General features: G+C 46.8%; 12 protein-coding genes. All 12 read left to right on the forward strand.

The genetic code is table 11. The features are described 5' to 3' along the window. Nucleotides 1-80: 80 nt before the first annotated feature. The 12 genes from purT to ABXS70_RS08490 all read left to right on the forward strand — a co-directional run bounded on the left by purT (nucleotide 81) and on the right by ABXS70_RS08490 (nucleotide 14,827). Nucleotides 81-1,268: a formate-dependent phosphoribosylglycinamide formyltransferase gene (purT, locus tag ABXS70_RS08435; protein WP_366296572.1), complete on the forward strand. Its 1,188-nt coding sequence runs from the start codon at nucleotides 81-83 to the stop codon at nucleotides 1,266-1,268. Continuing rightward, the gene (locus tag ABXS70_RS08440) at nucleotides 1,258-1,716 is read left to right on the forward strand and encodes a GNAT family N-acetyltransferase (RefSeq protein ID WP_342551635.1); all 459 of its coding nucleotides are present in this window, start codon (nucleotides 1,258-1,260) and stop codon (nucleotides 1,714-1,716) included. The genes purT and ABXS70_RS08440 overlap by 11 nt, the downstream gene beginning before the upstream one ends. Before the next feature lie 293 nt (nucleotides 1,717-2,009). After that, nucleotides 2,010-2,735, forward strand: a complete 726-nt coding sequence (locus ABXS70_RS08445) for a CAP domain-containing protein (RefSeq protein ID WP_342551634.1) — start codon at nucleotides 2,010-2,012, stop codon at nucleotides 2,733-2,735. A gap of 236 nt (nucleotides 2,736-2,971) precedes the next feature. Further along, on the forward strand, nucleotides 2,972-3,847 hold the full coding sequence (locus tag ABXS70_RS08450; RefSeq protein ID WP_342551633.1) for a GDSL-type esterase/lipase family protein: 876 nt from the start codon (nucleotides 2,972-2,974) through the stop codon (nucleotides 3,845-3,847). Continuing rightward, nucleotides 3,848-4,813 (forward strand): ABC transporter ATP-binding protein, encoded by a 966-nt coding sequence (locus tag ABXS70_RS08455; protein WP_342551632.1) that lies wholly within the window; start codon nucleotides 3,848-3,850, stop codon nucleotides 4,811-4,813. Then, nucleotides 4,806-5,795, forward strand: a complete 990-nt coding sequence (locus tag ABXS70_RS08460) for an ABC transporter permease (RefSeq protein WP_342551631.1) — start codon at nucleotides 4,806-4,808, stop codon at nucleotides 5,793-5,795. Before ABXS70_RS08455 ends, ABXS70_RS08460 begins: the two co-directional genes overlap by 8 nt. Nucleotides 5,796-5,871: 76 nt before the next feature. Further along, nucleotides 5,872-7,851: a DNA topoisomerase IV subunit B gene (gene parE, locus ABXS70_RS08465; protein WP_342551630.1), complete on the forward strand. Its 1,980-nt coding sequence runs from the start codon at nucleotides 5,872-5,874 to the stop codon at nucleotides 7,849-7,851. A 12-nt stretch (nucleotides 7,852-7,863) separates the two neighbouring features. Next, nucleotides 7,864-10,326 (forward strand): DNA gyrase subunit A, encoded by a 2,463-nt coding sequence (gene gyrA, locus ABXS70_RS08470; RefSeq protein WP_342551629.1) that lies wholly within the window; start codon nucleotides 7,864-7,866, stop codon nucleotides 10,324-10,326. A gap of 228 nt (nucleotides 10,327-10,554) precedes the next feature. Then, nucleotides 10,555-11,001, forward strand: coding sequence for a MarR family winged helix-turn-helix transcriptional regulator (locus tag ABXS70_RS08475; RefSeq protein WP_342551628.1), 447 nt, complete (start codon nucleotides 10,555-10,557; stop codon nucleotides 10,999-11,001). Nucleotides 11,002-11,233: 232 nt separating this feature from the next. After that, entirely contained in the window at nucleotides 11,234-11,551 is a 318-nt protein-coding gene (locus ABXS70_RS08480; RefSeq protein ID WP_342551627.1) for a metalloregulator ArsR/SmtB family transcription factor, read from the forward strand. Between the two features lie 90 nt (nucleotides 11,552-11,641). Next, nucleotides 11,642-14,086: a DsrE/DsrF/DrsH-like family protein gene (locus tag ABXS70_RS08485; protein WP_366295246.1), complete on the forward strand. Its 2,445-nt coding sequence runs from the start codon at nucleotides 11,642-11,644 to the stop codon at nucleotides 14,084-14,086. A 360-nt stretch (nucleotides 14,087-14,446) separates the two neighbouring features. After that, entirely contained in the window at nucleotides 14,447-14,827 is a 381-nt protein-coding gene (locus ABXS70_RS08490; RefSeq protein WP_366295248.1) for a MarR family transcriptional regulator, read from the forward strand. Nucleotides 14,828-14,838: the final 11 nt, after the last annotated feature.

A 14,838-nucleotide genomic window follows, 5' to 3' on the forward strand; every position in this document is an offset into this window, starting at 1 on the left:
TCTTGCAATCTTTAACCAAAACCCCGAAAATAGAGAGACAGATATAGAAGATTTCTCTATTGGGAGGATTGGAAAGAACTATGTGGGGTGCTCCTTTTTCGGCTCAAGCCAAAAAAATGCTGCTGCTAGGCAGCGGAGAATTGGGTAAAGAGGTCGTGATTGAGGCCGCACGTCTGGGCGTAGAAACGATCGCTGTTGATCGTTACGAGAATGCACCAGCCATGCAGGTCGCACATCGATCTTACTGCATCGACATGTTAGATGGCGAGGCATTGAAACAATTGATCCGTAAGGAACAACCGCATTACATCGTACCTGAGATTGAAGCCATTGCAACAGAGGCACTGCTCGAACTTGAGGAAGAAGGCTTTTGTGTCGTACCAACGGCTCGTGCTGCTCGCTTGACTATGGATCGTGAAGGTATCCGTCGATTGGCAGCCGAACAGCTGAATCTTCCTACTGCGGCTTACCTTTTTGCGGATAGTCTGGAGCAGCTTCAGGAAGCTGTCCGTGAACTGGGGACACCATGCGTTATTAAACCACTGATGAGTTCATCCGGTAAAGGTCAGAGTGTCTGCCGTGTGCCGGAAGATGCAGCGAATTGCTGGGAAGCGGCACTTTCAGGAGCGCGCGGCAAATCCGTACGTGTTATCGTGGAAAGCTTTGTAAAGTTTGAGAGTGAGATTACACTGCTCACCGTCAGATCTGTGTCGGGTACTGTTTTTTGTCCTCCGATTGGTCACATCCAGAAGGATGGGGATTATGTCGAATCATGGCAGCCTCACGCGATGACCTCTGAGCAGTGGGAACAGGCTTGTCTAATTGCAAAGACGGTCACGGATGAGCTGGGAGGGTATGGGCTTTTTGGCGTCGAACTCTTCCTGACTGCCGATGGTGTGGTGTTCAGTGAAATATCTCCTCGACCGCATGATACAGGTATGGTTACGATGGTTACGCAGGATAGCTCTGAATTTGCGCTTCATGTGCGTGCCATTCTTGGTTTTCCCGTCACAGAAGTACATTTGCTGACACCGGGAGCTTCAGCTACGCTGAAGGCCGATGTTGAAACATCTGATTTCACGATTCGTGGAATGGAAGATGCGCTGGCCCTGCCTCGTACTCAGGTTCGTGTATTTGGTAAACCTGAAACGAAACAGGGACGCCGGATGGCTGCGGCGCTTAGTGCTGGAACAGATGTGGAAGAAGCTCGTAAAACAGCGGTTCAAGCCGCAAATATGCTGAAAGTGGAGGTAAATCATGTCCAATAATGTGGAGGCCCCTGTACTGATGATCCGAGAGTGTGAACTGCGAGATGCTGAAGCGGTAACGGGATTGATGCGAGAGGTCAGCTATCCGACAACAACCAATGTTATGAAAGAGCGCATTGAGAGTATGGAGAGCAATCCCAACGCGTGCATGCTTGTTGCCGAAGTGGATGAACAGATTATTGGTGTGGTTGGCTTGCAATGTGTTCAAAGTCATGCCTATCCGGAACCTGCTGCCCAGATTACTTCTTTAATCGTGGGTCAGGAATATCGCGGAAGCGGCATCGGCCGCCGCCTGATGGCTCGTGCTGAAGACTGGGGCAAAAAGAAGGGTGGTAAGCAGCTGTTCGTCACGGGTGCCAATCGTGAAGTGACTTCAACGACTTATTCCTTCTATGAGCATATTGGTTTTCAGAAGAAGGGATATCGCTTCAGTAAAGTTCTTTTATAATAGATGAGACGGCATTCAGCAGGTGGGAACCTGACTGAGTGCCTTTTTTTACGCTTGTATATGTGATATCGTGTGAGCATTTTCAAAATGATTGTGAAGAAGCTTCGTTATGTATATGTTCTGAACGTCCGGCTTCGGGCCAGTTTATATAAACGGATAAAGATATTTTGAAACATTTAATGATGACAAAAAAGTTACTTTTCCATTATTTACGGGTTCACAATCTCTTTACGAATTGATATACTGCTAGAGTAATGATTACAAACTTGTAACAATTAATTCTAAGGAGATGAATGAATTTGAAGAAGAACTGGATGAAAACCGTTGTGACAGGCAGTCTGACAGCTGTACTCGCTGTAGGAATTATGCTTCCCGCCTCCGCGTCTGCTGCAGATTCAACATATAACACGACTACAACGTATAAAGTTGTGAATGCAGATAGCCTGAAAGCTTATATCGAGTCATGGCTCAAGCAAAACGGATACAAGGTATCTGAAGGACAAGCCGTTGAGAAACCAGCAGCACAGCCTGAAACTAAACCTGAACAGCCAAGCACACCTGCAAAGCCAGTACAAGAAGAGAAACCGGCACCGACAACACCAGCCAAAGATCCTTCAAGCACAGGCAGTAACGGTACTCAAAGCTCACAATCCGATTTCGCTGCACAAGTGGTGAAACTGGTAAACGCTGAACGTGCCAAAGCAGGTCTCGGTGCACTGGCATCAGACTCGCTTCTGGACAAGGTCGCTATGGCCAAAGTTAAAGATATGAGCAGCAATAACTATTTTGACCACCAGTCTCCAACGTATGGTTCTCCGTTTGATATGATGAAACAATTCGGAGTAACTTACAGCTACGCTGGCGAAAACATCGCTAAAGGTCAAAAAACACCTCAGGAAGTTGTAACTGCCTGGATGAACAGTGCGGGTCACCGTGCGAACATCCTAAGCAAAAACTTTACGCATATCGGTGTAGGTTTCTATAACGGATATTGGGCTCAAGAGTTTATCGGTAAATAAGACCTGGACATGAATATCCAAAATTTCTTTATCATAAAAAGTCATATGTGCACACAGCCGAAATACTGTGTGTGCTATGGCTTTTTTCCATTTTTTGAGCTTAGTAAATGTCTGTATTGTGAATACGGCAGCAAAATTTGCAAATTAACGACAGAAGACTTATGTTATTTAGAATAAGCAGTATCTTGATGCAAAAGCCATTATAAATTATATGCACCTGACTGGAGATGTGATGGATGAAAAAGAACAAAAATCTTGATTCAGCGCCCTGGATCTGGAGAAGTGTAAGTACGATATCCATTGCAGCAACATTATTGCTGCTGTTCGGATTTGGTTACGCCATAAAAGATGTGATTTATCCTCAAGGAGACTCGAAGCTTAATGATGGACAGAAGGCTGTCGGGTCAGCCCAGGAAGCACCAAATGGCACTAATAAAGGGATTGTCGAAGATGGGAAGATTCGAATGGCTGTCATCGGAGATTCTCTTGCCAGAGGTACAGGGGATGATGAAGGACTAGGGTTTGTAAGGCGGGCGGGCAATCTGCTGAAAGATGAAGGTTATGACGTTCAGGTGCTAAATAATCTGGGTGTGAACGGCCTGCGAACCGATGCATTATTAAAAAAGCTGGATGAACAAGGCGTCAAGTATGTCTTGGAACAGTCCAACTTTATTCTGCTCTCGATCGGTGCAAATGACCTGTTTCAAGGCGGACAGGTTCTTCAGGGTGAAGACCCGCCTACTGCGGAAAAATTGGCTGCGGCACTGCCAGAAACGTCGAAAAGGCTGCAGGAGATTTTGAAGAAAGTGAAAGAAATCAACCCCAACGCGCAGATCATGTACATCGGATTATATAATCCGTTTGGTAATGTGAAAGACCTGGAAAAGCCGGGGAATGCTGTTGTCGCTGCCTGGAATGATGCGGCAATGTCGATTTTGAACAATGAAGATAAAATGAGCCTTGTGCCGACATTTGATCTGTTTGAGAATCATCTGGATGAGTATCTTTCATCGGACCATTTCCATCCCAATGGACAAGGTTATCAGCAGATGGCTGTTCGCATTGCACAGGAATATCAGGGGAACAAATCGGCAGAAGGGAGCGCAAAATAAATGGCAGAGAAGCAGTATGAATCCGTTTTGTCCGTACAGCATTTGAAGAAGAAGATCGGGCGAAAATGGATTATTAAAGATGTCACTTTTGATGTTAAGCCGGGTGAAATATTCGGATTTCTGGGACCAAATGGAGCGGGGAAAACAACAACCATCCGTATGCTTGTGGATCTGATCAAACCTACAGAAGGGAAGATTTCGGTCTGTGGTTACGATGTGAACCGGGATCCGGAACGGGCGCTAAAATATGTCGGATCGATTGTAGAAAATCCCGAGGTTTATACATATTTGACCGGGTGGGAGAACTTGGAGCATTTTGCCCGCATGCAGCCAGGAGTAGATCATGAGCGTATTCAGGAAGTGGTCAACATCGTCCGTCTGGATCAACGTATTCATGATAAAGTCAGAACGTATTCCCTAGGTATGCGCCAGCGGCTCGGGATTGCTCAGGCACTGCTTGGACGACCGCGTCTGCTCATTCTGGATGAGCCAACGAACGGACTGGATCCTAAAGGGATTAAAGAACTGCGAGAGTTCATCAAGCAGCTTGCCAGTGAAGGTATGGCTGTGTTTGTCAGCAGTCACTTGTTAAGTGAGATCCAGCTTCTCTGCGACAGGGTTGCAATTATCAGTGCCGGCCGTGTACTTGCGGTTGGCGGTGTAAATGAATTGATTGAAGACCACTCCAAGGTCGCGATCTGGCACCTTACTCCGTTTGACGCAGGCCGTCAGATATTAATTGATAGGGGAATTTCGCTGGTCAGCCGCCCTGGTGATGTCATGGATGATACCATTGTTGCAGGGCTGGGTGCCAACGCTGTTGTTGCCGAGATGCATGAAGAATTGATTCCGGAGCTGGTACAGCAGATGGTTGAGGCAGGGATTCAAATCGAAGGCGTGCAGCGGATTCAGCCAACACTTGAGCAGTTATTCTTAAAAATGACAGAAGGTGAATCCATTGAGTAATATTATGCCGCTGATTCGTAATGAAACCATCAAGATGGTTAAGAAGAAACGTCTTTATATCATTTTTATCGTTCTGGCTGTACTTGTTCCGATGTTTACGTATGCACAGATGAAATCAGCTCAGAATAACCGGGACAAGTTCGGTGGTGATTGGAGGCTTGAACTGCAGCAGGCGATTACCGATAATCAGAACTCACTCGGCAGTGACCGGGTTCCTGAAGAATTTAAAAAGTACAGAGCCGTTTATATCCAGCAGATGCAGTACTACCTGGAAAATAATATAAATCCCAAAGAGCCGGGCGGGGTGACGTTTACGCGGGAGTTTATGAACAATGCCGTCGGATTATTTATCCCTCTTTTAATTATGGCGATTGCGTCCGATTTGGTATCCGGTGAACGTACGACAGGTACGATCAAAATGCTGCTGACACGCCCCGTGAGGCGGTGGAAAGTGCTTCTCAGCAAGCTGATCACGCTGATCATGTTTGTCTCCATCATCGTCGTTTCTGCTTATGTGATCTGTTATGGGATATCCGGAGCTGTTTTTGGTTACAAAGGATTCGGTATACCTGTTTTCACAGGATTCAAAGTGGTGGGTACCGATGTGGATATGTCTGCTGTGCATGCAGTAAGTCAATGGCAGTACATGCTGATGCAGGCAGGTTTGATCTGGTTTGTGAGCATAATCGTGGCTATGCTGGCATTTATGGTGTCGGTTCTTGTTCGCAGTACGGCTGCAAGTATCGTAATTATGATGGCAGCATTGATTGCCGGAACGATTCTTACCAACATGGCGGCTTCGTGGGAAACGGCAAAATATTTGTTTATGGTCAATCTCGAACTCCCTAACTATCTATCAGGCGGACTGCCGCCAATTGAAGGAATGAATCTCGGTTTTTCCCTTATTGTGCTTAGCATTTGGGGTGCTGCATCACTCTTTGTCTCATTCCTTGTCTTTACGAAACGGGATATCTTGAATTAAAATGGACAAGGATAAGAAAACATCTGTTTGCATTTCAGGCAATTTTGTAGTTTCAAGTTAAGAAGGGGGAGCATGAATGGTCGAGCAAATCGATATGTCAGCAGGTTCGACAGGCGGAGGACAGGGCGCCTCGGGCTACGACGCGGACGACATTCAAGTACTTGAAGGACTGGTAGCGGTTCGGAAACGGCCGGGGATGTACATCGGAAGCACCAGTACTTCAGGTCTACATCATTTGGTATGGGAAATCGTGGACAACGCTGTCGATGAGCACCTTGCCAAATTCTGCTCCAAAATCGATATCACACTGCATAAGGACGGTTCTATTACGGTTCAGGATAACGGAAGGGGAATTCCGACAGGTATACATAAAACAGGGATTCCTACTCCCCAGGTCGTGTTTACGATTTTGCACGCAGGCGGTAAGTTCGGTGGATCAGGATATAAAAAATCAGGCGGTCTGCACGGCGTAGGTGCTTCGGTCACCAACGCGTTGTCAGAGTGGCTTGAGGTCGAAATCTTCCGGGATGGCAAGATTCATCGGCAGCGTTTTGAATACTGGCAGGACAAAAAAGGTGTAGAACATGTAGGGGAACCTGTGACAGGCCTTGAAGTGTTAGGAAACACCAATCGTACCGGAACCAAAGTTACATTTAAACCGGATATTCGTGTATTCCAACATGGTATTCAGTTGAATTATGACACCCTGGCAGAACGTCTTCAAGAAATCGCTTTTTTGAACTCAGGTCTGAAAATTGTGCTGAAGGATGAACGTTCAGGGAATCAGGATGAGTTTATGTATGAGGGCGGAGCAAGTCAGTTTGTCGAATTTTTGAATGAAAACAAAGATGTACTGCATGATGTCATTCACTTTTACGCAGATAAGGATGATATCGAGGTTGAAGTGGCTATTCAATACAATGCAGGATATACGGAGACACTGGCTTCGTTTGTGAACTCGATTCCAACCCGCGGCGGGGGTACGCATGAGACCGGATTCAGGGCGGCTTACACCCGTGTAATGAACGATTACGCTCGCCGCACCAGTATGATCAAGGAAAAGGATAAAAATCTGGAAGGCAATGATCTGCGTGAAGGCATGATGGCTGTAATCAGCGTCAAAATGTCAGAGGTGGAATTTGTCGGTCAGACGAAAGACCAGCTCGGAAGTGCTGCTGCCCGCAGTGCAGTGGATTCAGTGGTTTCCGAGAACATTCAACGTTTTCTGGAAGAGAATCCTCAGGTTGCACAGACTTTGATTCGCAAAGCAGTGCAGGCGTCCAAAGCGAGAGAAGCAGCCCGCAAAGCCCGTGACGAAATGCGTACAGGGAAAAAACGCAGTGAAAGTTCGAACCTAAACGGCAAGCTGACGCCAGCACAGTCGAAGGATTTTACACGCAATGAGCTGTTTATTGTGGAAGGAGACTCGGCAGGCGGTTCGGCGAAGCAGGGTCGGGACTCCAAAATACAGGCAATTCTGCCGTTGAAGGGAAAACCGCTTAACCCGGAAAAATCAAAGCTGGCTGATATTCTCAAAAACGAAGAGTATCGTGCAATTACAGCAGCGATCGGAGCAGGGATTGGAACTGAATTTGCGGTAGAGGACAGCAATTATTCCAAAATTATCATCATGACGGATGCCGACACGGACGGGGCGCATATTCAAGTGCTGCTGCTTACTTTCTTTTACCGTTACATGAAACCGTTAATTGATGCAGGTAAAGTATATATTGCGCAGCCGCCTTTATATAAGCTGACACGTAAATCGGGCAAAATGGCAGCCGTAAGATATGCTTGGACTGATGAGGAACTCGCCAATTACATGAAAGAATTTGGCAATAATGTTGAGCTGCAGCGTTATAAAGGTCTAGGTGAGATGAACCCGGATCAGCTGTGGGAAACGACAATGAACCCGGAAACACGAGCTATGCTGAAAGTGGAGATTGTGGATGCAGCCAAAGCGGAGCGTCGTGTGTCAACACTGATGGGGGACAAGGTGGACCCTCGTAAACGCTGGATTGTAGAGAATGTCGACTTTACAGAGTACGAAGAATAGAAGGTGCTTGGAATGAGTCTATCAGAACAATTTATGCCGGCCTTTCTTGAAGAGGTCGTGGGTGACCGTTTCGGTCGCTACTCCAAATACATTATTCAAGACCGGGCCATTCCCGATGTGCGGGATGGATTGAAGCCCGTACAGCGGCGTATTTTATACGCTATGTACGACTCAGGCAATACACCTGAGAAGCCATACCGTAAGTCTGCCAAAACGGTAGGGGACGTTATGGGTAACTATCACCCTCACGGTGATTCCTCCATCTATGAAGGCATGGTGCGGATGGCACAGCCGTGGAAAATGGGTCATATGCTGGTAGATGGTCACGGGAACTGGGGCTCTCAGGACGATGATCCAGCTGCGGCGATGCGGTATACTGAGGCTCGCTTGTCATCCATTGCGATGGAGATGCTTCGCGACATTGAGAAACGCACGGTGCTGTTTAAGGATAACTTTGATAATACAGCCAAGGAACCGGTTGTTCTGCCTTCCCGTTATCCCAATCTGCTCGTCAACGGTGTAAGCGGAATATCTTCCGGTTTCGCAACCGAGATTCCGCCTCACAATTTACGTGAAACCATCGATGCCTGTATTGCGGTGATGGAGAAACCATCCATCGAACTGGATGAAATCATGATGTTTATGAAAGGCCCGGATTTTCCGACAGGCGGATTAATTATGGGCGGCGACGGCATTCTGGATGCATATCGGACAGGTAAAGGACGAATCTACATACGTTCCAAAACCGAAATCGAAAACATGCGCGGCGGCAAGCAGCAGATTGTCATTACGGAGATTCCTTATCAGGTAGTGAAATCCCGTCTCGTGACCGCGATGGAGAACATCCGGCTGGAGAAAAAGGTTGAAGGCATAGCCGAAGTTCGTGATGAAAGCGGACGTGAGGGTCTGCGAATCGTTGTAGAGCTGAAAAAGGAAGCCGATGCACAAGGTATTTTGGCTTATCTGCTCAAGAAAACGGATCTTCAGGTCACCTATAACTTCAACATGGTTGCTATCGTAAACAAAGCTCCGCAGCAGCTCGGTCTGAAAGCTATTCTGGAGGCTTATATTGCCCACCAGCGTGAGGTCGTGACATTCCGAACCAAATATGAGCTGGAGAAAGCCGAAGATCGGGCCCACGTCCTTGAAGGACTGGTGAAAGCTCTTAACATTCTGGATGAAGTTATTGCGGCGATCAAAGCTTCGAAGAACCGTCAGGATGCTCAAAACAATCTGATCTGGATGTTCGGCTTTACAGAACGCCAGGCAGATTCGATTCTCACCCTGCAGCTGTACCGGTTGACAAATCTGGAGATTAACGCTCTTCAAAAAGAACTGAATGAGCTTATGAAGAAAATTTCACAACTCCGCTCCATTCTGGAAAGTGATCGCAAGCTGGTTGGCGTTATTCGCAAGGAACTGCTGGAGATCAAAGAGAAATACGGAATTGAGCGGCGCTCCGCGATTCAGGGCGAGGTAGAGGAGCTTAAGGTAAATCTCGAAGTTCTGGTTAACGCGGAAGATGTATTTGTGACATTATCCAAAGAGGGGTATGTGAAACGCTCCAGTATGCAGTCCTTTACACGTTCCGGCGGGGAGCGAAGTGCAAGTGGTGTAAAAGAAGGCGACTATATCTCTCAGGTGCTTGAAGTGAACACACTGGAGAACCTGCTTGTGTTCACGCAAAAAGGACAGTATTTCCTGCTGCCTGTGCATCAGGTGCCGGAGTTTAAGTGGAAAGACCCGGGTACGGCCATCGTTAACGTCATTCCCCTTGCGAAGGACGACCGGATCACCAGCGTGCTGGCCATCAAATCGTTTGAAGAACCTGATCACAGCCTTGTATTTGTGACTCGCAAGGGACAGGTCAAACGAACTGAACTGAAGGAGTATATTACGAAACGCTCCAGTGCTGTGGCAGCATGTAAGGTTGGGAAAGATGATGAAGTTCTGTCCGTGCATTTGAGTACGGGCGATAAAGATATCGTGCTGATAACCAAAGAAGCGATGGCTATACGTTTCCGCGAGGATGAGGTCAACCCGATGGGACGTGTCTCCGGTGGTGTTCGCGGTATTCAGTTGAAAGATACGGATGAAGTTGTCTCTGCTCTATGGGTCGAGGGTGATGAAGGCGAGGTAGCCGTACTAAGTGACATCGGGTACGGTAAACGTTCCCTTCTTCTCGATTACGCGCTGCAGAGCCGTGGTGGTAAAGGAGTGGTTACCTTTGAATTTAAAGAAGGTAAACGTGTCAAACCGAACGGCAGCCGCATTGCGGGGGCATTCTACTGCAGAGAGCAGCGCAAGTTAACGGTAATGACCAAAGAAGGACAGGCGCATGTGATTTCTTCAGAGAGCGTGCCGATTACGGAACGCAAACATATCGGTAAATTACTTGTTCCTGTGGACAAGCAGGACGAGATTACCGAGCTGATCCCGGACTTTAATGAGAATCAGCTGCAAAATTCCGTATAAAAAAGATAAAAAAGACTCTTCGCGCACATCGCTGATGGTGCCTTGCGAAGAGTCTTTTTTTGTTGTTCTTCGGCGAATGTGAAGCGCGCCTTCAAGCGAAGTTTAACAACCTTCGTCGATTGGGGTCGATCGCTGGGAAATTGAAAAAATGCAGCAGGAATGCGGCTTTGAAGGGCGAAAACTTAAGCAAATGAAATGATTATCCGCTGCCGGGAGGAGTGATTTTAGATGTATAATTCCGATTTCGCCAAGTGCTGGTCCAGATTAACCAAAGATTATAAACTGCATATGGATCAGGAACTGGCACCTTCATTAACCGAGGCGCAGCTTGCTGTACTGGAGGTGCTGGAGGACCACGACAAGATGAAACCGTCTGATCTGATTCCATTTCTGGCGACAACGCCTGCGGCCGTTACGATGCTGCTTGATCGAATGGAGAAAAACGGCCTCATATGCAGAGATCGCGATGATCAGGATCGGCGGATCGTATGGGTTTCGCTGTCGGACAAGGGGAGAATGGAGACCAAGCGGGGAGTTGCCATCCGCAATGAGTTCATGAATTCGGTTCTGAGCAACATTTCGATGCACAATCAACAGCTGCTCGTTTATTTACTTGGAAAAATAACCGCACCCAGAACAAACGTGCATGAGCCGGTCTTAAGCAGTTCTGGTTAACGTAAGGGCAAGGGAAACATATATGGTGAATACCGCTAAAACAAACGTATTACGAAGCATGCCCCTTGTTATTAGACTGGGGTGTGCTTTTATTTATGACTTCATAGGAGCACGTCAAAGGTGCAAATAAAATGATGTTATAGTTAAGGTGCATTTCTTTTGCAAAGATACATTTGACAATTAAATCACTATATCGTAATATTACAATATAACGTTTTAAGGAGGAGTTTTTTTGGAGTTACCTGCGTTTGATCGGAACCAACTAAAACAGTTTGATGAACCAGCTGAGTTTCTTAAGGCGCTGTCCCATCCCGTGCGTTTATGTATCGTTCGTGGTCTGATGCGCAAAAAGAAATGTAACGTTTCATATATGCAGGAATGTTTGGATCTGCCGCAATCAACAGTGTCGCAGCATCTGCAGAAGCTTCGCAGTGCAGGCATTGTTGCCACCGAGCGTAATGGTCTTGAAGTTAATTATGTACTGGCTGATCCACGTGTAGAGCAGCTTGTCCCGATTTTATTTGGAAAGGATGCATGTGAAGATGAATAATCGTAAAAAAGTTTTAATCGTAGGAGGTGTCGCAGGCGGTGCATCTGCTGCTGCCGCCTCCGACGTCTAGATGAACACGCCGAGATTATCATGTTTGAGAAAGGTCCTTATATTTCATTTGCCAACTGCGGTCTGCCTTATTACATCGGGGGCACGATTGAAGAACGCGGGCGACTTCTCGTGCAAACCCCCCAAGGCATGGAGGATCGATTCAATATCGATGTACGTACCAAGAGTGAGGTTATCGCTGTTGATGCTGGCAAACGAATCGTGCAGGTACGCAGTGCCGAACGCGGCATATACGAGGAAAGTTATGATGAATTAATCTTGTCACCCGGTGCTCGTCCGATTATTCCTGATCTGCCGGGTAAAGAGAACGCGCTGATCTATACTGTGCGAAACATTCCGGATATCGACCGAATCAAAGAACAGATAAATTCTTCTAACAACCAAAGTTCAATCGTCATTGGCGGCGGGTTTATCGGTGTAGAGATGGCTGAGAATTTGAAAGAAGCAGGTCTTGATGTCACGCTGATTGAAGGCAATGACCAGCTGTTAACCCCGTATGATCCTGAGATGGCGGCTGCACTTGCGCAGGAGATGGAGCAGAATGGCGTTCGTCTGTTATTTTCGAAACGTGTTCAAGGCTTCCGTACTCAAGATCAAGGCATCGGCGTTGAACTGGCCGATGGTACTGTACTGTCCGCTGATCTGGTCATCCTGGCGATTGGCGTTACACCAGACACTTCATTTCTGCAGGACAGTGGTGTGGCACTCGGTTCGCGCGGGCATATCCTTGTCAACGAGAAGATGGAGAGCAGTATTCCCCATATCTATGCCGTGGGTGATGCTGTTGAAGTGAAGGATTATGTACATGGGACTCCCGCGGCGATACCTCTTGCAGGTCCAGCGAACAAACAGGGGAGAATTGCAGCAGATCAGATCGCGGGTCTTGCAACAACGTATAAAGGGACACAGGGCACATCCATCATCAAAGTATTCGGATTAACAGCAGCATCCACCGGCAGCAACGAAAGAACGCTTAAACGTATGCAAAAAGACTATCGGACGGTAATCGTACATCCTGCTTCACATGCTTCCTATTATCCAGGTTCCAGTGCTTTGGCATTAAAACTGCTGTTCACTCCGCAGGGCAAACTTCTGGGTGCTCAGGCGGTAGGTTACGAGGGTGTGGACAAACGAATTGATGATATTGCGGTTGCCATTCACTATGGTGGACATGTAAAAGATTTGACGGAACTTGAGCTGAGTTATGCACCGCCCTATTCTTCCGCGAAAGATCCTGTGAATATGGCCGGTTATGCTGCCGAGAATATGATTGACGGACGAGTCAGCTCATTCACATATGATCAGCTTTCAGAGCGTGATCCTGCTGAGTCTATTTTGCTCGATGTACGAAGTGGTCTGGAGCACGGCAATGGTCATATCCCAGGTTCGCTATCGATTCCAGTCGATGAACTTCGTCAGAGGTTAGGCGAGCTGGATGCTTCCAAGGAGATCTGGGTGTACTGTCAGGTTGGGCTTCGTGGATATACGGCATCACAAATCCTGCGTCAGCATGGATATCGGGTGAAAAATCTGAGCGGGGGATATAAGACGTATCGTCAGGCGCAGTTCAAACCTGCAGGAGTTCCAGAAGAAAACAGCCGTGGTGGTAATGGTAATATCGACAGCAACAGCAGTTATATCAAGCGTGTGAAGGAAGGTCAGAGCATTAGTTCTATGAATATTCCTACCAGCCATACAAAGACTGAACCGCAAACAGATACCTCAAACGGGATCCAGATTGATAATGAACTGAATGTATGTGGTCTGAGCTGCCCAGGACCTCTGATTGAAGTCAAACAAAAAATGGATCAGCTAGCAGATGGACAGACCTTACGGGTAAAAGCTTCCGATCCTGGATTCTATGAGGATGTTAAGGCGTGGGCAAACATGTCCGGGTCAGACGTGCTGAAGCTGGAGCGTGATAAAGGAGGCGTAATCGAGGCGATTTTGTCCAAAAATACGTTAACGGATACAAACAGTTCACAGCAGCTGGAAAAAGCCAGTACAATGGTTGTATTCAGCGGTGAACTTGATAAGGCGATTGCTTCATTCATTATTGCTAATGGAGCAGCAGCCAGCGGCCGTAAAGTAACGATGTTTTTCACCTTCTGGGGATTAAATATCATTCGCAAACCTGAACTGAAGCACGCCCCTGTGAAAACAGGTATGGCTCGCATGTTTGATCTGATGCTGCCGAGCAGCAGCCTGAAGCTGGGACTTTCCAGAATGAATATGTTTGGAGCGGGTCCCAAAATGATTCGGGGTCTGATGAAAAAGAATAATGTCGCATCGCTAGAACAGCTCATACAGTCAGCGATCGCACAAGGGGTTGAGATTGTGGCCTGCCAGATGTCGATGGATCTGATGGGCATACAGCGCGAGGAGTTAATGGATCAGACTGTTATTGGCGGAGTCGGCTATTATCTCGGACAAGCGGATCAGGCGAACCATAATTTATTTATCTAGTGCTCATAGTTTGGAGATTGAACCAAACTTCGAACAAATCCGAACAACAAAAATAAACTTAAAAACTCATTAAATCTCTATTCCACTTTAAGTGGGATGGAGGTTTTTTGCTGTGCAGAGCAGAACTGCAGCGCAAGCGATCAACGAATCTGCATAATCTTATCCCTCAGGGAAAAGCTACATTCAGACTGATTAAATGTACGTAGGCCTGCTTATATATAACATATAATATGTGTAAATATTATTTTAAAATCTATATGTAAAGAGTTGACTATGTAAATATTTTTGTTATAATAAGTAATTGTTCCCCTGATATTTCGTGTACGAAATATTATATTCCATAAGTAAAAGGGTGAAACAATGACGGATACGTACGAAGTATTTTACATTATCAATTCATTTCGACAAGTGAATCAGATGCTTTTCCGGGCATTCTGGAATGAAAACAAGGAGATCGAGCTGACTTCGATCCAGTTTATGGTGTTATCGATTCTTAAAGAGCGACCTTCTCTTGGCATTAATGAGATTGCTGATCTGTGCCATATGGGCAGCAGCTCCATGAGCGCTGTTGTAGAACGTCTTGTAAAAGGCGAATACATCGTGCGGACACGTTCTGATGCGGATCGCCGCTCTGTTATGCTGCAGATCACAGCCAAAGGGGAAAAGGCACAACAGGAGACGCAGCAGCTTCTGGATGGAGCGCGTATCACCGATATTGGAGATTTCGAAGGAAGACCTTGAGCACCTGCTTC

The sequence above is a fragment of the Paenibacillus sp. AN1007 genome (assembly GCF_040702995.1).
In the GTDB taxonomy this organism is placed as follows: Bacteria; Bacillota; Bacilli; order Paenibacillales; family Paenibacillaceae; genus Paenibacillus.

Coding starts and splice junctions, on each gene's coding strand:
- gyrA (WP_342551629.1), top strand. CDS start 7,864: ATGAGTCTATCAGAACAATTTATGCCGGCCTTTCTTGAAGAGGTCGTG.
- ABXS70_RS08440 (WP_342551635.1), top strand. CDS start 1,258: ATGTCCAATAATGTGGAGGCCCCTGTACTGATGATCCGAGAGTGTGAA.
- ABXS70_RS08450 (WP_342551633.1), top strand. CDS start 2,972: ATGAAAAAGAACAAAAATCTTGATTCAGCGCCCTGGATCTGGAGAAGT.
- ABXS70_RS08490 (WP_366295248.1), top strand. CDS start 14,447: ATGACGGATACGTACGAAGTATTTTACATTATCAATTCATTTCGACAA.
- ABXS70_RS08475 (WP_342551628.1), top strand. CDS start 10,555: ATGTATAATTCCGATTTCGCCAAGTGCTGGTCCAGATTAACCAAAGAT.
- purT (WP_366296572.1), top strand. CDS start 81: ATGTGGGGTGCTCCTTTTTCGGCTCAAGCCAAAAAAATGCTGCTGCTA.
- ABXS70_RS08445 (WP_342551634.1), top strand. CDS start 2,010: ATGAATTTGAAGAAGAACTGGATGAAAACCGTTGTGACAGGCAGTCTG.
- parE (WP_342551630.1), top strand. CDS start 5,872: ATGGTCGAGCAAATCGATATGTCAGCAGGTTCGACAGGCGGAGGACAG.
- ABXS70_RS08485 (WP_366295246.1), top strand. CDS start 11,642: ATGTTTGAGAAAGGTCCTTATATTTCATTTGCCAACTGCGGTCTGCCT.
- ABXS70_RS08455 (WP_342551632.1), top strand. CDS start 3,848: ATGGCAGAGAAGCAGTATGAATCCGTTTTGTCCGTACAGCATTTGAAG.